Source organism: Prauserella shujinwangii (assembly GCF_003001955.1).
In the GTDB taxonomy this organism is placed as follows: Bacteria; Actinomycetota; Actinomycetes; order Mycobacteriales; family Pseudonocardiaceae; genus Qaidamihabitans; species Qaidamihabitans shujinwangii.
In genome coordinates, this window is sequence record NZ_PVNH01000009.1 from 217,075 (window position 1) to 234,523 (window position 17,449).

Below are 17,449 nucleotides of genomic sequence, written 5' to 3' on the forward strand. Positions count from 1 at the left end.
CGCAAGTGGTGAACGGCCGTCTAAGAGGAGAGACGAATAGATGACCCGCGCACGCAAGACCACGGGGCGGATCGCCTTCGTGGGCTCGGGCCCCGGCGACGCCGGACTGCTGACCGTTCGCGCCCAGGAGCTGCTCGAGAAGGCCGAGCTGGTGGTGACCGATCCGGACGTGCCCTCCGGGGTGCTGGCCTACGCCGGTGCCGAGGCGGAGGTGCGCCCCGCCGTCGGCGAGCCCGGCGACGTCGCCAAGGACCTGACCGCCGAGGCCAAGGCGGGCAGGCTCGTGCTGCGGCTGGTCGCGGGTGACCCGCTGACCCAGCCCGCGGTCGTCGCCGAGGTGCAGGCGGTGTCGCGGACGAGCGCGGTGTTCGACGTCGTCCCGGGCGTCGCGCCCGGTACGGCGGTGCCCGCGTACGCCGGGGTGGCCCTCGGCGGCACCCACACCGAGGTCGACGTGCGCTCGGAGGTGGACTGGGCGGGCCTCGCGGGCACGCCCGGCCCGATCGTGCTGCACGCGACGTCGAGCCACCTCGCGGAGGCGGCGTCCGCCCTGGTCGAGCACGGCCAGTCGCCGCAGACGCCGGTCGCCGTGACCGCCAACGGCACGATCAACACCCAGCGCACCGTGGACACCACGCTCGCCTCGCTCGCCGCGGACGCCGGTGAGCTGGTCGGCCCGCTCGTGGTGAGCATCGGGGCCGCCGCGGGGAACCGGTCGAAGCTGTCCTGGTGGGAGTCGCGCGCCCTGTACGGCTGGAAGGTCCTGGTGCCGCGCACCAAGGAGCAGGCGGGCGACATGGCCGACCGGCTGCGCAGCCACGGCGCCACCTCGCACGAGGTGCCCACGATCTCGGTGGAGCCCCCGCGCAGCCCCGCGCAGATGGAGCGCGCGGTGAAGGGCCTGGTCGACGGCCGCTACCAGTGGATCGTGTTCACCTCGACCAACGCGGTGCGCGCGGTGTGGGAGAAGTTCGCCGAGTTCGGTCTCGACGCCCGCGCGTTCTCCGGGGTGAAGATCGCGTGTGTCGGGGAGTCCACCGCGGAGAAGGTGCGCTCGTTCGGCATCATTCCCGAGCTGGTGCCCTCCGGCGACCAGTCCAGCGAGGGCCTGCTCGAGGAGTTCCCGCCGTACGACGACGTGCTCGACCCGGTCGACCGCGTGCTGCTGCCGAGGGCCGACATCGCCACCGAGACGCTGTCGGCGGGGCTGCGCGACCGTGGCTGGGAGATCGACGACGTGACGGCGTACCGCACCGTGCGGGCCGCGCCGCCGCCCGCCGAGACCCGCGAGATGATCAAGACCGGTGGGTTCGACGCGGTCTGCTTCACCTCGTCCTCCACGGTCCGCAACCTCGTCGGCATCGCGGGCAAGCCGCACACCCGCACGCTGGTGGCCTGCATCGGGCCGAAGACGGCGGAGACGGCGACGGAGTTCGGCCTGCGCGTGGACGTGCAGCCGGAGAAGCCGAACGTCGTGATGCTGGTCGACGCGCTCGCCGAGCACGCCGCCCGGCTGCGTGCCGAGGGCGCACTGCCCCCGCCGCGCAAGGCCAAGCGCGCCCGCCGCTCCTGACCTGAGCGGCAACCCGGTTGGCAGTGAAGGCCACCTTCAGTGCGCCCGCCCGTCTCCCACCACCACCCAAACGGAGACGCTGCGCGCCACAGTGCTCGATTCGAGCAGTGAAGGTGGCCTTCACTGCCGCCAGGGGGCACCGGAGTACCGTGGCGGGGTGTTTCCCGAGCATCGCCCCCGCAGGCTGCGGGGCACGGCCGCGCTCCGGCGGCTGGTCAGCGAGACCACCCTGCGGCCCCGGCAGCTGATCCTGCCCCTGTTCGTGGCCGAGGGGGCCGAGAGCCCGCGCCCCATCAGCAGCATGCCGGGCGTGGTCCAGCACACGCGCGACTCGCTGCGCAAGGCCGCCGTCGAGGCCGTCCGGGCGGGCGTCGGCGGGCTGATGGTCTTCGGGGTGCCCAAGCAGCGCGACGCGATCGGCTCCGGCGCCACCGATGAGCACGGCATTCTCAACGTCGCCCTGCGCGACCTGCGCGCGGAGCTCGGCGACGAGACCGTGCTGATGGCCGACACGTGCCTCGACGAGTTCACCGACCACGGGCACTGCGGGGTCCTCGACGCCACGGGCGCGGTCGACAACGACGCGACCCTGGACCGCTACGCGGAGATGGCGCTCGCGCAGGCCGAGGCAGGCGCCCACCTGCTCGGGCCGAGCGGCATGATGGACGGGCAGGTCGGCGTCATCCGCCAGGCGCTCGACGAGGCCGGGCGCACCGACGTCGGCATCCTGGCCTACTCGGCGAAGTACGCCAGCGCGTTCTACGGCCCCTTCCGCGAGGCCGTGGACTCGCAGCTCAAGGGCGACCGCAAGACCTACCAGCAGGATCCGGGCAATGCCCGCGAAGCGCTGCGCGAGGTGGAACTGGACATCGCCGAGGGCGCCGACGTGGTCATGGTGAAGCCCGCGCTGTCCTATCTGGACGTCATCCGGCAGGTCGCCGACGCGGCAGGCGTTCCCGTCGCGGCGTACAACATCTCCGGCGAGTACGCGATGGTGGAGGCGGCCGTCGCCAACGGCTGGCTGGACCGGCAGCGCACGGTGCTGGAGGTGCTGACCTCGATCCGCAGGGCGGGCGCCGACATGATCCTCACGTACTGGGCGGCGGAAGCCGCAGGCTGGCTGGACTAAGGTCGGAGCCGTGACTGACTCAGACGAATCGGACGACCAGCGACGCGCCAGGGGACTGCCACCGGCACCGCGGCCCCCCGGGGAGCAACGCGCTCCGGTGCACCCGCCCAAGCCGGTCAAGGTGTCCTTCGTGCTGTGGATCCTGGCCGGGCTGCTTCTCGCGACCGGTTTCGGCATCACGCTCACCGCGCAGGAGCAGATCGTCGAGCAGCTGATCGAGATGAACAACGACTCGCGGATCTCCGACGAGCAGATCGCGTCCGGCACCGAGTCGCTGCTGTGGACGCTGTTCATCGGCGCGATCGTGTTCGCGGTGCTGTTCGCGCTGTTCGCGTACAAGGCCAGGGAGGGCACCCGCTCGGCGCGGACGGTGCTCACGGTGCTCGCCGCGATCACGCTGATCTTCCAGGTGATCCTGTTCTCCAACATCATCACGCTGGCCGCCTCGCTGGTGGCGATCGTGGCGGCCGGTTTGCTGTACGTGCCGAGCGCCGCGGGCTACTTCCCGAAGGTCGCCAAGTCGGCGCGATGAGCGTGCTCTACCGCGAGCCGGGAGCGAGCGGCTGGCCGGTGCTGTGGGGCCCGCTGTTCGCGGCGGCGGGGTACCTGCTGGAACTGCTGGCCGGGGACCGGCCGCACACGCTGCTGTGGGTGTTCGTGGCCGCGGGGCTCTCGTTGTTCTTCGCGGCGTGGGTCTTCGCCCGCCGCCGGTTCCTCGCCGTGGCCGTCACCGACACCGAGCTGCGGCAGGGCGCCGAACGCCTGCCGGTCGAGCGGATCGAGTCGGCGTCCGACGTGCCGACCCCGCTGGGCACCCGCGTGCTCGGCGGCAGCTGGTCGGTGCCGCGCAAGTACACCGAACTGCCGCTGCGGCTGGACGACGGCACGGTGGTGCTCGCGTGGGCGCGGGATCCCGAGCGGCTCCGTGCCGCGCTCGAACGCGCCAGGCGGACGTGAGAAACTGCGCTCCGTGACCAACGAGGACGAGCCGCGACGGCGGCCGGCGAGGCTGCACCAGCCGTGGCGGGTCGCGGTCGCGGCCGGTGAGGTGCTGCTCGCCGCGGTGGCCCTGTGGGGCGCGTTCGTGTGCTGGGACGCCTCGGTGACCACCGTCACGATGCGGCTGGATGACGGCACCGAGCTCGTCTCCCGGCGCCTGGCCGGCCACCTCGTCACGGTCGCGATCGCGCTCGGCACGCTGGCCGGGATCGCCGTCCTCGACGCGCTCCGCCAGCTGCTGCTCGGGCTGCGTGTGCGCAGGCGGAGGCGCCGGAAGGTGGCGCGGCTCGCCCACACCTGAGTCATCCCGTCGAGGACGGCTTTGCGAGACTGGCAGCCGTGACACACGGAGCCGAGCAGTCCAAGGCATGGTTCGACCGGGCCGCCGCGGCGACCCCGGGCGGGGTGAACTCCCCGGTGCGGGCCTTCAGCGCGGTCGGCGGCACGCCCCGGTTCATGGTGCGCGGCGAGGGTGCCCACCTGTGGGACGCCGACGGCAACCGCTACGTGGATCTGGTGTCGTCGTGGGGCCCGATGATCCTCGGCCACGCGCACCCCGCGGTGGTGTCCGCGGTCCGCGAGGCCGCCTCGTCCGGGCTGTCGTTCGGCACGCCGACCACCGGTGAGGTGGAGCTCGCCGAGGAGATCATCCGGCGGGTCGAGCCGGTCGAGCAGGTGCGGTTGGTCAACTCCGGCACCGAGGCCACGATGAGCGCGATCCGGCTCGCCCGCGCCTTCACCGGTCGCAGCCGGATCGTCAAGTTCGCCGGCTGCTACCACGGGCACGTGGACGCCCTGCTGGCGCAGGCCGGTTCGGGCGTCGCGACGCTCGGCCTGCCGACCTCACCCGGCGTCACCGGCGCCCAGGCCGCCGACACCGTCGTCCTGCCCTACAACGACCTCGATGCGGTCCGGCGGACCTTCGCCGAGGACCCCGACGGCATCGCGGCGATCATCACGGAGGCCGCCGCGGGCAACATGGGCGCGGTCGCGCCAGGCGACGGCTTCAACGCCGCACTGCGCGACATCGCGCACGAGCACGGCGCGCTGCTCGTCATGGACGAGGTGATGACCGGTTTCCGCGTCTCCGCCGCGGGCTGGTACGGCCTCGACGGAGTCCCCGGCGACCTGTACACCTTCGGCAAGGTCATGTCCGGAGGGCTGCCCGCGGCGGCGTTCGGCGGGCGCGCCGACGTGATGGCGCGGCTCGCCCCGAGCGGCCCGGTGTACCAGGCGGGCACGCTCGCCGGGAACCCGGTGGCCGTCGCCGCGGGCCTGGCCACGCTGCGGGCCGCCGACCAGGAGGTGTACCGGGCGCTCGACGCGAACGCGCGGCGGCTCGGCTCGCTGCTCGGCGCGGCGCTGGAGAAGGAGGGCGTCGCGCACACGGTCTCCTTCGCGGGCAACCTGGTGAGCGTGTTCTTCACCGGCACCCCCGTGCGCGACTACGCGGGCGCGGCCGCGGCCGAGTCCTGGCGCTTCCCGCCGTTCTTCCACGCGCTGCTCGAACACGGTGTCTACGCGCCGCCGAGCGCGTTCGAGGCGTGGTTCGTCAACGCGGCGATGGGGGACGCGGAGTTCGAGGCGATCGAGGCGGCACTGCGGCCAGCCGCGGCCGCCGCCGCGGCGGCGGAACGGCCATGAGCACGATCGTCCACCTGCTGCGGCACGGTGAGGTCGACAACCCGGCGGGTGTGCTGTACGGCAGGCTGCCCGGGTTCCGGCTCTCCGAGCGCGGCAGGCAGCAGGCGCTGACGGTGGCGGAGGCGCTCGCCGGGCACCACCTCGTGCACGTGGTCGCGTCCCCGCTCGACCGCGCCAGGGAGACCGCGGCGCCGATCGCGGCCGCCCACCGGCTGGACGTGCGCACGGACGACCGGTTGATCGAGGCGGGCAACCTGTTCGAGGGCGAGCGGGTCGGCGTCGGTGACGGCGCGCTGCGGGAACCGAGGCACTGGCCGAAACTGGTGAACCCGCTGAAGCCGTCGTGGGGCGAGCCGTACGTCGAGATCGCCCACCGCATGCTGGGCGCGGTGCACGCCGCGCGCGTGGCGGCGGAGGGCGCCGAGGCCCTGTGCGTGTCCCACCAGCTGCCGATCTGGACCCTGCGCCGGTTCCTGGAGGGGAGGCGGCTGTGGCACGATCCGCGCAGGCGGCAGTGCTCGCTGGCGTCGCTGACCAGCCTCGTCTTCGACGGCGACCGGCTCGCCGAGGTCGTCTACAGCGAACCGGCTGGCTCGACGGACCCCACGGTGACCGGCGCATGAGCCGCGCACTGCTGGGGTCGCTGCTGGCGGTGCTCCTCGTGCTGGCCGGGTGCTCGACCGGGGACGACGCCGTGTCACGGGGCAGCAGCTTCTCGTTCGTCTCGCCAGGAGGGCAGACCGACATCAGCTACCCGCCCGGCGAGCGGCAGGAGCCGATCGAGCTGTCCGGCGAGGACCTCTTCGACCCCTCGAAGACCATCTCCACCGCCGACTTCGCGGGCAAGGTCGTCGTCGTCAACATCTGGGGCCAGTGGTGCGGACCGTGCCGTGTCGAGGCGCCCGAGCTGCAGAAGGTGTACGAGCGCACGCGGGACGAGGGGGTCCAGGTCCTCGGCATCGACGTCCGCGACTACGACCGCGAGCCGCCGCAGGATTTCATGCGCGACCGGGGGCTGACCTACCCGTCGATCTACGACCCGCCCGGCCGCTCGCTGCTGAAGCTCAAGGGCTACCCGCGCAGCGTGGTGCCCTCGACGATCGTTCTGGACAAGCAGCACCGGGTGGCCGCGATCTTCCTGCGCGACCTGCTCGCCTCCGACCTGCTTCCGGTGGTGCGGCGGCTCGCGGCGGAATGACCGGCCCGGACGCTTCACACGAAACCCATTCCTTACGCTGAGGCGTGTGGATGCGGTGACCGAGCTGGCGATCTCGGGACCGCTGCTGCTCGCCGCGGGGGTGGCGCTGCTGGCCGGTGCCGTGTCGTTCGCCTCGCCCTGCGTGGTGCCGCTCGTGCCCGGTTACCTCGCCTATCTCGCCGCGCTCGTCGGCGCCGACGCACCCGCGGTCGGTCCCGGCGAGGCCCGCAAGAAGGGCCGGTGGGCGGTGGTCGGCGCGGCGGCGCTGTTCGTCGCCGGTTTCACCGTCGTGTTCACGGCGGGCGTCGGCACCGTCGTGTGGCTCGCGGACGCGCTCCTGCTGAACCAGGACCTCCTGCAGCGCGTGGGCGGGGTGGTCACCATCGCGATGGCCCTGGTGTTCCTCGGGCTGGTTCCCGGCCTGCAGCGCGACCTGCGCTCGCACCACGTCCCGCGCACGGGGCTGTGGGGCGCGCCGCTGCTGGGTGCCGTGTTCGGCCTCGGCTGGACGCCGTGCATCGGGCCGACGCTGTCCGGGGTGCTGGTCATCGCCACCGCCAGTGGCGGGACAGGGATGCGCGGGTTCCTGCTGGTGCTCGTCTACTGCGTGGGGCTGGGCCTGCCGTTCCTGCTCATCGCGGCGGGCGCGGGCTGGGCGGTGCGCGCCACCGACTGGCTGCGCCGCAACGGCCGCCGGGTCCAGCTCTTCGGCGGCGGCCTGCTGCTGGTGGTCGGGATCATGCTGGTCACCGGGCTGTGGGGGGAGCTAGTGGCCTGGCTGCGCGATGCCTTCATCACCGACACGAGGCTCCCGCTGTGACGGCCACCGCCCCGCCCGAGCAGCGCGCGTACCGCGTCACGCGCGCCGGCCGGGTGCTCGCCTTCCTGCGCAACACCTGGCGCGGGCTGACATCGATGCGCACGGCGCTGATCCTGCTGTTCCTGCTGGCGCTGGCCGCGATGCCCGGCGCCCTGCTGCCGCAGCGCCAGCTCAACCCACCCAAGACCGCGGAGTACATCGAGCAGCACGGCTGGTGGGGCACGCTGCTGGACCGGCTGCAGTTCTTCGACGTGTATTCCAGCGTCTGGTTCTCGGCGATCTACCTGCTGCTGATGGTGTCGCTCGTCGGCTGCCTGCTGCCCCGCAGCGTCGAGTACGTGCGGTCGATGCGCGCGAAGCCGGTGCTGACCCCGCGCAACCTCGCGCGGATGCCGCACTTCAGCCGGGCCGAGGTGGCCGGGGACGTCGACGAGGTCATGTCGGCGACGCGGTCGCGGCTGCGCGGCTGGCGGCTGGCCGAGCGCGGCGAGGACGGTGGCGCCCGCACCGTCAGCGCGGAGCGCGGGTATCTGCGCGAGACCGGCAACCTGCTCTTCCACTTCGGCATGCTCGGCCTGGTCGTCGCGTTCGCACTCGGCAAGATGTACTTCTACGAGGGCCAGGTGATCGTGCATGCCGACGGCAGCCAGTTCTGCAACTCCGGCACGTTCGCCTACGACTCGTTCAACCCCGGCCTGCGGGTCGACGGCACCGAACTGACCCCGTTCTGCGTACGGGTCGACGACTTCGCCGCCCAGTACACCGCCGTGGGCCAGCCGGTGAGCTACGAGGCCGACCTCGGCTACCAGATCGGCGACGACCTCACGACCGGCACGTGGCGGCCGTACCACCTCGAGGTGAACGAGCCGCTGCGCCTCGGCGGAGACCGGGTGTACCTGCTCGGCCACGGGTTCGCACCGACCTTCACGGTGACGTTCCCCGACGGCACGTCCCGTACCCAGACGATCCAGTGGCGGCCGGTGGACCAGACGACGCTGCTGTCCGAGGGTGCCACCAAGTTCGACCCGCCCGGGGTCACCGACCCCGAGAAGCGGCGGCAGAACCAGATCGCGATCACCGGGCTGTTCGCGCCGACGGCCGCGTTCCAGGGCAAGATCCTCTCCTCGGCCGACCCGCGCCTGCGCGACCCGGCGGCGGCGGTCGACGTCCTGCGCGGGGACCTCGGGCTCAGCTCCAGCCAGTCGATCTTCGAGATCGACCAGTCCATGGTCGACAGCGGCAGGCTCGAACGTGTCGCGAGGGAGAACCTCCGGGTCGGCGAACGGATCACCCTCGACGACGGCACCCGGATCGAGTTCGAGGGGGTCCGGCGCTGGGTGTCCCTGCAGGTGTCGCACGACCCGACCCAGATGTGGGTACTGGGCTTCGCCGTCGCCATGTTCGTCGGGCTGGCGGGGTCGTTGCTGGTGAAGCGCCGCAGGCTCTGGGTGCGGGCCACCCCCGCCGGGGACACCGACGGTGAACGACGTACTGTAGTAGAAGTGGGTGGCCTGGCCCGCACCGACCAGGCCGGTTACGGGGAGGAGTTCACCAGGATCGCTGGTGACCTCCTCGCGCAGAGAAGGGCACGCTGATGCCGGTGAACGAGACGCTTTCGCAGTACAGCGACTGGTCCTACACCACCGCCGTCGCGGTCTACGTGCTGGCGATGGTGTTCTTCCTCGTCGAGCAGTCGTTCGGGCGCAAGGGCCGGGCGGCCGCCGAGCGGACGCGGGAGCGGGCCAGGGAACTCGTCGGCGCCGGGGGAGTCCCGGTCGAGGCCGGGCAGGTGCCCGCCACCCCCGCGGACCGGCCCGCGCGCTCCCGGCCCGAACGGATCGGCCGGATGGGTGTCGCGCTCACCGTGCTCGGCGCGCTGCTGCACCTGTCCGCGCTGGTGCTGCGCGGCCTGGCGACCAGCCGCGTGCCCTGGGGCAACATGTACGAGTACATCATGGCCGTGTGCTTCATCGCGGTCGTGACGTGGCTCGTGGTGGTGCGCAAGTTCCCGGTGCGGCGCCTCTCGGCGCTGGTGCTGCTGCCGGTGGTGATCCTGATGTTCGTCGGCGGCACGATGCTCTACGCCGTGGCCGCCCCCGTGCAGCCCGCGCTGCAGTCGTACTGGCTGGTCATCCACGTCTCCGCCGCCGCGGCGTCCTCGGGCGTGTTCCTGGTGCCCGGTGTGGCGAGCGTCCTCTACCTCATCCGGGCGCGGCACGACCGCGACCCGGCCGCGTTCGCGCGGTTCGGTCCCCGGCTGCCCGGTGCCGACGTCCTCGACCGCATCGCCTACCGGACCACGGTGTTCGCGTTCCCGGTGTTCACCTTCGGTGTGCTCTGCGGAGCGATCTGGGCGGAGGCCGCGTGGGGCAGGTTCTGGGGCTGGGACCCGAAGGAGACCACCGCGTTCGTCGCATGGGTCGTGTACGCGGCGTACCTGCACTCGCGGGCGACCGCGGGCTGGCGCGGGCAGCGGGCCGCGGTGATCAACGTCGTCGGTTTCGCCGTCACCGTGTTCAATCTCTTCTTCGTCAACCTGGTGACCACCGGACTTCACTCGTATGCCGGAGTGGGCTGACGCGAATGGTCGATACGGGCTACCGTCGCAGGTGAGAGCAGGGGGAACGCGATAGCAACCAGCGGAGGATTGACGCGGTGACCGGACCCAACGAGTCGGTGCCTGGCCACCAGGACAGCCCGGACAGCCCGACGCGGTGGCAGCAGCCGCCCGCGGCGCCGCCGGAGGGCAACGGGCAGGAACCGCTCTACTCCGACAACTCCGAGGAGCGCACGGACTCCACCCCGCACCCCGCGGTGCCCGGCCCTCCACCACCGGCACAGCCGCCCTACCCGCCCCAGCAGGGCTATCCGGTGGGCCAGGACCCGAACCTGCCGCCACTTCATCCGCCGTACCAGGAGACCGGCTACCCCCAGCAGCCGCAGCCCGGTCAGCCACCACAGCCCGGTCAGCCGCCGCTGCCGCAGCCGCAGCGGGGCAGACACGCGCTGTCGAACGGCACCGAGCTGGCGAGCGCGCACCTGGTCCGGCGCGCGAAGCGGCGCCCGCAGTCGGGCTGGCGCAAGGCCGTCTATCTGGGCACCGGCAAGCTCATCAATCCCGGGGAGAGCCCGGCCGACCGCAGGCGGCGCGAGCTGATCTCGCGGGTCAACCAGCCGCTGCGCGGGTGCTACAAGATCGCGATGCTGAGCCTGAAGGGCGGCGTCGGCAAGACCACCATGACGACGACGCTCGGGGCGACGTTCGCCTCGCTGCGCGGCGATCGCGTCATCGCCGTCGACGCCAACCCCGACCGGGGCACGCTGTCCCAGAAGATCCCGATCGAGACCACGGCGACCGTGCGGCACCTGCTGCGCGACGCCGACCGGATCACCCGCTACAGCGACGTCCGTTCGTACACCTCGCAGGGCTCGAGCCGGCTGGAGATCCTCGCCAGCGAGCAGGACCCCGCGGTGTCGGAGGCGTTCTCCGAGCGTGACTACCGGCGCACGGTCGACCTGCTGGAGCACTTCTACAACATCGTGCTCACCGACTGCGGCACCGGGCTGATGCATTCGGCGATGAAGGGCGTGCTCGACGTCGCCGACTCGCTCGTCGTCGTGTCGTCGGGGTCGGTCGACGGAGCGCGCAGCGCCTCGGCCACGCTCGACTGGCTGGACGCGCACGGATACGGTGAGCTGGTCAAACGGTCGGTCGCGGTGATCAACTCGGTACGGCCGAGGGCGGGGTCGGTCGATCTGGACAAGCTCGCCGCCCACTTCGCCGCGCGGACGCGCGGCGTCTGCCGGATCCCGTTCGATCCGCACCTCGAGGAGGGCGCGGAGATCGAGCTGGACCGGCTGCAGGATCAGACGCGGGTGGCCCTGCTGGAACTGGCCGCGACCGTCGCGGACGGGTTCGCGGCGCTGCCTCGCTGAGCGCGGGTTGGCCGGGCGGGGTGCCCGGCCAACCGGTCACGAGTCCTCGTCCTCGCGGTGCTTGCGCTGTTCCTCGCTCAGCTTGCGCAGGAAATCGGGGTCGTCGTCGGGAGCGACAGCAGGCGGCCGCGAAGCCACTCCGACGCGTTCGGCGCCGAACGCTCGCCACAACAGTACGGCGATGGTGAGCGCGCCGATCGCCGCGAGCAGGTAGAGCATGCCCGCTCCCTTCCGGAGTGTGCGCGGTGAACTGCTGCCCCGAGATTAACCCTTTTGCCGGGATCGCGGGCGCGCGGTGCCTCGCGGCACCGCGGTCAGTCCCGCCGCTCCGTGTCGTTGCCGTCGCTGGCGTCGGTGGTCAGGCGGGCCAGCAGCTCGTTGACCTCGGCCTCGCGGAACCTGCGATGACCACCGGGCGTACGGATGGAGCCGATCCGGCCCGCGGTCGCCCAGCGGGTCACGGTCTTCGGGTCGACTCGGAACAGAGCGGCGACCTCACCCGGGGTGAGGAGCCTGCCTCCCATCGTCGCGGTCACTTTCCGCCTCCTTCACGCGCTGAGTGCTACACCGGGAGCGCGTCGAGCTTCACGTGCCGTGCCCGGTTGATTGACACCTCAATCGTTACACTCCACGTGCCGGGTACTCGAACGGTTGTCAGACGGTAAAGGGGTAGTAAGGGACAAAAGGGCCGGTTCGGACAGGGTTTCGGCCTGGTTACAGTGGACTGGTGGACCGGCTCGACCGCAAGATCATCGCTGAGCTCCGGCGCAACGGCAGGGCGACGTACGCCGAGCTGGGCAGGATCGTCGGCCTGTCCGCGTCCTCGGTGCACGAGCGCGTGGGCAAACTCGAGGCCGCCGGCGTGATCACCGGCTACCACGCGATGGTCGACCCGCGCACGGTCGGCCTCGGCGTCACCGCCCTCGTCGGCATCCAGCCCACCGACACCGCGTCCGACGAGGACGTCGCCGACGCCCTCGCGGAGCTGCCCGAGGTGGAGAGCTGTTACGGCGTGGCGGGCGAGGAGGCCTTCGTCGTCAAGGTGCGGGTCCCCACGGTCGACGAGCTCGAGCACACGCTCGGCCGGCTCCGCCGGATCGACGGGGTCGCCCGCACGCACACCACCGTCGTGCTGTCGACCCGGTTCGAGGGGCGCCCCAACAACACCGGCCTGGACCTGCCTGAGGACACCGGGCGCGGCGGCGTAGCCTCGTAGGACGTGAGCGAACACCCCGGTGACCACCTTTACCGCGACCTGACTCTGTACCTGCTGGCGCGCTTCGCGCTGGTCGCGGTCGTCGCCGCCGTCCTCGTGCTGTTCGGGGTCCCGCTGCTGGTGGCGCTCGCGGTCGGGCTCGTCGTCGGGCTGCCCGTCGGGCTGCTCCTGCTGCGCCCGCTCAACGCCAGGGTCACCGCGGGACTCGCCGCCCGCAACGAGCACCGCGCCCGGGAGCGCGCCCGGCTGCGAGCGGAGCTGCGCGGCGAGGACCGGCGGGACACCGAATGAACCGCGCCGAGTGGGTGCGCGAGGCAGTCCGCATCATCGAGGCCGACGCCAACCGCAGCGCCGACACCCACCTCCATTGCTTCCCGCTGCCCCCGGACTGGGGCATCGATCTCTACCTGAAGGACGAGTCGGTGCACCCCACCGGCTCGCTCAAGCACCGGCTCGCCCGCTCGCTGTTCCTCTACGGTCTGGTGAACGGGCAGATCGGGCCCGCAACCCCGCTCATCGAGGCCTCCAGCGGCTCCACGGCGGTGTCCGAGGCCTACTTCGCGCGGATGCTCGGGCTGGAGTTCACCACCGTGGTGCCGCGCAGCACCAGCCGGGAGAAGATCGACCTCATCGAGTTCTACGGCGGCCGCTGCCACTTCGTGGACGTGCCGCCTGCCATGTACTCCGAGGCCGAGCGGCTGGCTGCGGAGTGCGGCGGTCACTACCTCGACCAGTTCACCTACGCCGAGCGGGCCACCGACTGGCGCGGCAACAACAACATCGCCGAGTCGGTGTTCGCGCAGCTGCGCTCGGAGCGGCACCCGGTCCCGTCGTGGATCGTGGTGGGCGCCGGGACGGGCGGCACCAGCGCGACCTTCGGCCGGTACGTCCGCTACCGCAGGCACGACACGAAGATCGCGGTGGTCGACCCGGAGAATTCGGCGTTCTACGGCGCGTGGGAGACCGGCGTGCGGGGCTACGCGACCGGCATGCCGTCCCGCATCGAGGGCATCGGGCGGCCGCGCGTCGAGCCGTCCTTCCTCCCCGAGGTCATCGACGAGATGTTCCAGGTACCCGACGCCGCCTCGCTCGCGGCCATCCGGTTCCTGCGGGAACGCACCGGGCACTGGGCGGGTGGCTCGACGGGCACGAACCTGTACGGCGCGTTCAGCCTCATCGCGCGCATGCTCGCGGCGGGGGAGCGGGGCAGCGTGGTGACGTTGCTCTGCGACGGTGGCGAACGTTACGCGAACACCTACTACGACGACGGGTGGATCGCCGAGAAAGGGTTCGACCTGGCGCCGCACCGGAAGGCCATGGAACGGTTCCTGGAGACCGGCCGCTTCCCCTCGTGAACGGTCACGCCAGGGCGAGGCCGGTGGCGGTGAGCACGGACCAGGCGAGCATGGCCAGCCCGGTGTCGCGCAGCACGGGCACCAGTCCGAGACCGTCCCTGCCCGCGACGATCGTGCGCACCGGCCGCACCAGCAGCGGGGCGGCGAGCAGGGCGAGCAGCGTCACCGGGTGCGCCAGCCCCATGGCCACCGTGATCACGAACGGCACGGTCACCAGCGCCAGGTAGAGACTGCGGGTGCCCGCGTCGCCGAGGCGCACGGCCAGCGTGCGCTTGCCCGCCGCGCGGTCGGTGGGGATGTCCCTGAGGTTGTTGGCGCCGAGCACCGCCATGGAGAGGCTGCCGACCGCGACCGCGCAGCCCGCCGCCGCCCAGCTGATCGTCTCCGCCTGCACGTACACGGTGCCGAGCACCGCGGCCAGCCCGAAGAACAGGAACACGGCCACCTCGCCGAGGCCCGCGTAGCCGTACGGCCGCCGCCCCCCGGTGTAGAACCAGGCGGCCGCGAGGCACGCCGCGCCCATGACCAGCAGCCACCACGTGCCGGTGAGGGCCACGAGCACGAGACCGAGCACCCCGGCGAGGCCGAGCGCGGCCAGCGCCGCGCCGAGCACCGCCTTCGGCCGCGCGGCGCCGGAGCCCACCAGCCGCGGCGGTCCCACGCGGTCGGCGTCGGTGCCACGGACGCCGTCGGAGTAGTCGTTGGCGTAGTTGACGCCGACGATCAGGGACAGGGCGACCAGCAGCGCCAGCAGCGACCGCCACCACGAGAACGCGCCCAGCTCCGCCGCCGCACCCGCACCGGCCACGACCGGCGCGACGGCGTTGGGCAACGTCCGCGGCCGCGCCCCCTCGATCCACTCCGCAAGACTCGCCATGCGGGCCATTCTTCGCCATGCACCCGCCGTGCCGATCACGTCCCCACTGTGGCGTTGGTTGCGGTGGACGCACCGAGTGCCGCGTTGATTGCGGTGGACGTACCGAATGTGGCGTTGGTTGCGGTGGACGTACCGAATGCCGCGTTGGTTGCGGTGGACGCACCGAATGCCGCGTTGGTTGCGGTGGACGTACCGAATGTGGCGTTGGTTGCGGTGGACGTACCGAATGCCGCATTGGTTGCGATGAACGCACCCAATGCCACATTGGGGAGCTCGAACGCGCGCGTCAGCAGGGGCGGGGCGCGGGGGCGCCCTCGGGGCGGTCGACGTAGGCGGCCGACACGTGCTTGCCGGGCGCCAGGCGGTACCAGACGTCGGTGCTGCCCTGGGTGCCGTTCGCCACGGCGCCGCGCAGCGAGCACACGATCCGGACGCGCGCGTGCCGCGCCGCGAAGCCGACCTGCTGCGTACCCGCCGAGGTGCCCCGCCGCACGTTGAGGTGGACGCCCCTCGGGGTCACGACCGTGCCCCACGGCCCGCGCCGGGCCCACTCGTACGTCACGTTCACCCACGCGTTCGTCTTCAGCCGCAGCCCGTCCCAGAACGTGCCGTCGGCCAGGTCGATGCCCGCGGGGTTGCGCACCTCGCGCCCGAACCCGTCCCGGCCGCCGTTGTGGCCGTCCTGGTACGCAGCCTCCGCCTGCGGCCTGCCGTGCGGCAGGTCCGGCCAGTGCTCGCGGCCGGGGTTCCAGTGGTCGTCCCGCACGTTCCACGGTCCGACATCCCACACCGGGGCCCACTCGCAGCGCGCGTTGTCGGTGGTGCACACGCGGACCGTGTACTCGCCGCTGCCCCTGCCCGACAGCCCGCGCCGGGACGGCAGCGCCACGAAGTGGTCGCGCCGGGTGATCTTGTGGCCGTTCGCGGTGGTGTGGCCGACCAGGCCCTCGCGGGTGGCGAAGATACGGAACGTCGGGACCCGCTGTGCCGACTGCGCGCTCGCCGGTGAGCCACCCGGTGAGTCCGCCTGCGGCCCCGCCGCGGCACGCCACGCGGTGAGCTCGATCCGCCGCACGTCGTCGGCGGTTCCGGTGGCCGCGCGCACCAGGCGTGCCTGCACGGCCGTCGTCGCCTCCGGCAGCGTGGCGCGACCGCCCCCGGGCACCGGCAGCCATTCGGTCCACCCGCCGTCGGCCCGCTGCCCGCGCACGTCGACGGTGGTGCCCGGGGCGTGCTCGTACCGGGCGGACACGGTGTCCACGGGCCGGTCCAGCCGCTCGGCGGGGAACGTCCGGACCCCCATGCGGTGGGCGTCCATGGTGGTGGAAAGCGCGCCCGCACCGGCCGGGTGGGGGTGCAGCGTCCAGGTCACGGAGTCCTGCGCCGTCGCGGGGAGGGGCGCGAGCCCGAGCGCGGCACAGGCCAAGGTCAGCAGCACGGCCGAGTGCCGTCTTCCACGTCTCACGGCGAGAAGCCAAAACCCCAGCTCAGAGGCTGTCAACGCGAGCAGCCGGGGCAGGGCCGCACGCCAGCCGGACGAGTTAACCCGCCAGGGTGGCCCGCACCCGCGCGCGGTCGACCTTGCCCGGCCCCACGAGCGGCAGTTCCGCGACGAACCGCCAGCGTTTGGGCACCCCGGCCGGGCCGATCTCGGCGCGCACGGTAGCGCGCAGCTCGGCCAGGCCGGGTGGTGGGTCCCCGGCGACGACGGCGGCGGCCACCACCTGACCCCACTCCGGGTCCGGCAGCGGCACCACGCAGGCCTCCCGGACCCCCGGATGGGTCCGCAGCGCCCGCTCGACCTGACCGGCGGACACCTTCACCCCACCGGTGTTGATCACGTCGTCCAGCCTGCCGAGCACCTCCAGCCGCCCTCCGGGGCGCAGCCTGCCGAGGTCACTGGTGCGGAACCAGCCGTCGGCGAACGCCTCGGCCGTGCGGTCCGGGTCGAGCCGGTAGCCGTGCGCGAGGGTCACCCCGCCGATCTCGACCCGGCCGCCCTCGCCGAGCCGCACCCGCACCCCGCCGAGCGGGGACCCCTCGTAGACGCAGCCGCCCGCGGTCTCGCTCATGCCGTACGCGGACACCACACGCACCCCCGCCGCGGCGGCCCGCTCCCGCAGCCGGTCGTCCAGCGCAGCCCCGCCGACCACGATGGCGGTGAACCGCTCCGCACCGGCCCCGCCCGCGTCGAGCAGGCGGGCCAGCTGCGTCGGCACCAGCGCCGTGTAGTGCGGCCCGCTCCCGGTGCACGTCGCCCGCGCGGCCTCGGCGAACGCGTCCGGGTCGAACCCCCTCGCCGTGTCGAGCACCACCGGCTCCGTGCCAGCCAGGTGCGCGCGGACGAGGACCTGCAGGCCGCCGATGTAGTGCGCGGGGGTCGCCAGCAGCCACCGGCCCGGCCCGCCGAGCCGGTCGTGGGTCGCGCCCGCCGAGGCCAGCAGCGCCGCGGCCGAGAGCAGCACGCCCTTCGGCGCGCCCGTCGAACCGGAGGTGGGCACGACCACCGCCGTTCCCGGTTCGGCGGGCCGGTCGGGCGCCATGGCGGCCCGCACCCGCTCCGCGCCGGGGTCTCGCGGATCGAGCGGCAGCACGGCGGCGCCGCCGTCGAGCGCGCCGAGCACGGCGGCCCGCAGGCGGGCGACCGCCTCCGGGCTGCCGTCGGTGTGCACCGTGCGCATGTCCCGCCCCGTCTCGTGCCT

The 17,449-nt window shown here is 72.7% G+C and carries 20 protein-coding genes; 15 read left to right on the forward strand and 5 right to left on the reverse strand.

Going from position 1 to position 17,449, the window contains the following annotated elements; all coding sequences use genetic code 11:
- The first annotated feature begins 40 nt into the window (after positions 1 to 40).
- From B0I33_RS22085 to B0I33_RS22140, 12 genes are all read left to right on the forward strand, one after another.
- Positions 41 to 1,573, forward strand: a complete 1,533-nt coding sequence (locus B0I33_RS22085; protein ID WP_106180748.1) for a bifunctional uroporphyrinogen-III C-methyltransferase/uroporphyrinogen-III synthase — start codon at positions 41 to 43, stop codon at positions 1,571 to 1,573.
- Between the two features lie 157 nt (positions 1,574 to 1,730).
- A complete protein-coding gene (gene hemB / locus B0I33_RS22090) occupies positions 1,731 to 2,702 on the forward strand; it encodes a porphobilinogen synthase (protein WP_106180749.1) in 972 nt (323 codons plus the stop codon).
- Positions 2,703 to 2,712: 10 nt separating this feature from the next.
- Positions 2,713 to 3,234 carry a hypothetical protein gene (locus B0I33_RS22095; protein ID WP_106180750.1) on the forward strand — a complete coding sequence of 174 codons (522 nt, stop codon included), beginning with the start codon at positions 2,713 to 2,715 and terminating at the stop codon, positions 3,232 to 3,234.
- The gene (locus B0I33_RS22100; RefSeq protein WP_106180751.1) at positions 3,231 to 3,659 is read left to right on the forward strand and encodes a DUF3093 family protein; all 429 of its coding nucleotides are present in this window, start codon (positions 3,231 to 3,233) and stop codon (positions 3,657 to 3,659) included. Before B0I33_RS22095 ends, B0I33_RS22100 begins: the two co-directional genes overlap by 4 nt.
- Positions 3,660 to 3,672: 13 nt before the next feature.
- A complete protein-coding gene (locus tag B0I33_RS22105) occupies positions 3,673 to 4,002 on the forward strand; it encodes a hypothetical protein (protein ID WP_106180861.1) in 330 nt (109 codons plus the stop codon).
- A 38-nt stretch (positions 4,003 to 4,040) separates the two neighbouring features.
- Complete coding sequence (hemL, locus tag B0I33_RS22110) at positions 4,041 to 5,345, forward strand: glutamate-1-semialdehyde 2,1-aminomutase (protein WP_106180752.1); 1,305 nt, start codon at positions 4,041 to 4,043, stop codon at positions 5,343 to 5,345.
- Positions 5,342 to 5,968, forward strand: a complete 627-nt coding sequence (locus B0I33_RS22115; RefSeq protein WP_106180753.1) for a histidine phosphatase family protein — start codon at positions 5,342 to 5,344, stop codon at positions 5,966 to 5,968. Before hemL ends, B0I33_RS22115 begins: the two co-directional genes overlap by 4 nt.
- Positions 5,965 to 6,543: a TlpA disulfide reductase family protein gene (locus tag B0I33_RS22120; RefSeq protein ID WP_106180754.1), complete on the forward strand. Its 579-nt coding sequence runs from the start codon at positions 5,965 to 5,967 to the stop codon at positions 6,541 to 6,543. Before B0I33_RS22115 ends, B0I33_RS22120 begins: the two co-directional genes overlap by 4 nt.
- 46 nt (positions 6,544 to 6,589) lie before the next feature.
- Complete coding sequence (locus B0I33_RS22125) at positions 6,590 to 7,363, forward strand: cytochrome c biogenesis CcdA family protein (RefSeq protein ID WP_106180755.1); 774 nt, start codon at positions 6,590 to 6,592, stop codon at positions 7,361 to 7,363.
- Positions 7,360 to 8,958 (forward strand): cytochrome c biogenesis protein ResB, encoded by a 1,599-nt coding sequence (gene resB, locus B0I33_RS22130; RefSeq protein ID WP_245900928.1) that lies wholly within the window; start codon positions 7,360 to 7,362, stop codon positions 8,956 to 8,958. The genes B0I33_RS22125 and resB overlap by 4 nt, the downstream gene beginning before the upstream one ends.
- Positions 8,958 to 9,941 carry a c-type cytochrome biogenesis protein CcsB gene (gene ccsB, locus B0I33_RS22135; RefSeq protein ID WP_106180756.1) on the forward strand — a complete coding sequence of 328 codons (984 nt, stop codon included), beginning with the start codon at positions 8,958 to 8,960 and terminating at the stop codon, positions 9,939 to 9,941. The genes resB and ccsB overlap by 1 nt, the downstream gene beginning before the upstream one ends.
- Positions 9,942 to 10,018: 77 nt before the next feature.
- The gene (locus B0I33_RS22140) at positions 10,019 to 11,299 is read left to right on the forward strand and encodes a MinD/ParA family ATP-binding protein (RefSeq protein WP_106180757.1); all 1,281 of its coding nucleotides are present in this window, start codon (positions 10,019 to 10,021) and stop codon (positions 11,297 to 11,299) included.
- Positions 11,300 to 11,335: 36 nt separating this feature from the next.
- Here B0I33_RS22140 and B0I33_RS22145 read toward each other — a convergent pair whose 3' ends face one another.
- Positions 11,336 to 11,518: a hypothetical protein gene (locus B0I33_RS22145; RefSeq protein WP_106180758.1), complete on the reverse strand. Its 183-nt coding sequence runs from the start codon at positions 11,516 to 11,518 to the stop codon at positions 11,336 to 11,338.
- Positions 11,519 to 11,613: 95 nt separating this feature from the next.
- The gene (locus B0I33_RS22150) at positions 11,614 to 11,835 is read right to left on the reverse strand and encodes a BldC family transcriptional regulator (RefSeq protein WP_106180759.1); all 222 of its coding nucleotides are present in this window, start codon (positions 11,833 to 11,835) and stop codon (positions 11,614 to 11,616) included.
- A 191-nt stretch (positions 11,836 to 12,026) separates the two neighbouring features.
- On the opposite strand from B0I33_RS22150, the gene B0I33_RS22155 reads away from it, so the two are divergent.
- The 3 genes from B0I33_RS22155 to cds1 are packed head-to-tail and all read left to right on the forward strand — an operon-like array spanning position 12,027 to position 13,870.
- Positions 12,027 to 12,515, forward strand: coding sequence for an Lrp/AsnC family transcriptional regulator (locus B0I33_RS22155; protein WP_106180760.1), 489 nt, complete (start codon positions 12,027 to 12,029; stop codon positions 12,513 to 12,515).
- 3 nt (positions 12,516 to 12,518) lie between these two features.
- Positions 12,519 to 12,806 (forward strand): DUF4229 domain-containing protein, encoded by a 288-nt coding sequence (locus B0I33_RS22160; protein WP_106180761.1) that lies wholly within the window; start codon positions 12,519 to 12,521, stop codon positions 12,804 to 12,806.
- Positions 12,803 to 13,870, forward strand: a complete 1,068-nt coding sequence (gene cds1 / locus B0I33_RS22165) for an L-cysteine desulfhydrase Cds1 (protein WP_106180762.1) — start codon at positions 12,803 to 12,805, stop codon at positions 13,868 to 13,870. Before B0I33_RS22160 ends, cds1 begins: the two co-directional genes overlap by 4 nt.
- A 4-nt stretch (positions 13,871 to 13,874) precedes the next feature.
- On the opposite strand, the gene B0I33_RS22170 is transcribed toward cds1, so the two are convergent.
- From B0I33_RS22170 to menE, 3 genes are all read right to left on the reverse strand, one after another.
- Positions 13,875 to 14,747 (reverse strand): 1,4-dihydroxy-2-naphthoate polyprenyltransferase, encoded by an 873-nt coding sequence (locus B0I33_RS22170; RefSeq protein ID WP_106180863.1) that lies wholly within the window; start codon positions 14,745 to 14,747, stop codon positions 13,875 to 13,877.
- A gap of 286 nt (positions 14,748 to 15,033) precedes the next feature.
- The gene (locus B0I33_RS22180) at positions 15,034 to 16,212 is read right to left on the reverse strand and encodes a hypothetical protein (RefSeq protein ID WP_146147543.1); all 1,179 of its coding nucleotides are present in this window, start codon (positions 16,210 to 16,212) and stop codon (positions 15,034 to 15,036) included.
- Between the two features lie 76 nt (positions 16,213 to 16,288).
- Positions 16,289 to 17,428, reverse strand: a complete 1,140-nt coding sequence (gene menE, locus B0I33_RS22185) for an o-succinylbenzoate--CoA ligase (RefSeq protein WP_106180864.1) — start codon at positions 17,426 to 17,428, stop codon at positions 16,289 to 16,291.
- Positions 17,429 to 17,449: the final 21 nt, after the last annotated feature.

Bases quoted from the DNA above. Each gene is read 5' to 3' on its own strand.
- B0I33_RS22085 (WP_106180748.1), top strand. From the start codon at position 41: ATGACCCGCGCACGCAAGACCACGGGGCGGATCGCCTTCGTGGGCTCG.
- B0I33_RS22120 (WP_106180754.1), top strand. From the start codon at position 5,965: ATGAGCCGCGCACTGCTGGGGTCGCTGCTGGCGGTGCTCCTCGTGCTG.
- B0I33_RS22145 (WP_106180758.1), bottom strand. From the start codon at position 11,518: ATGCTCTACCTGCTCGCGGCGATCGGCGCGCTCACCATCGCCGTACTG.
- B0I33_RS22170 (WP_106180863.1), bottom strand. From the start codon at position 14,747: ATGGCGAGTCTTGCGGAGTGGATCGAGGGGGCGCGGCCGCGGACGTTG.
- B0I33_RS22115 (WP_106180753.1), top strand. From the start codon at position 5,342: ATGAGCACGATCGTCCACCTGCTGCGGCACGGTGAGGTCGACAACCCG.
- cds1 (WP_106180762.1), top strand. From the start codon at position 12,803: ATGAACCGCGCCGAGTGGGTGCGCGAGGCAGTCCGCATCATCGAGGCC.
- B0I33_RS22100 (WP_106180751.1), top strand. From the start codon at position 3,231: ATGAGCGTGCTCTACCGCGAGCCGGGAGCGAGCGGCTGGCCGGTGCTG.
- ccsB (WP_106180756.1), top strand. From the start codon at position 8,958: ATGCCGGTGAACGAGACGCTTTCGCAGTACAGCGACTGGTCCTACACC.
- menE (WP_106180864.1), bottom strand. From the start codon at position 17,428: ATGCGCACGGTGCACACCGACGGCAGCCCGGAGGCGGTCGCCCGCCTG.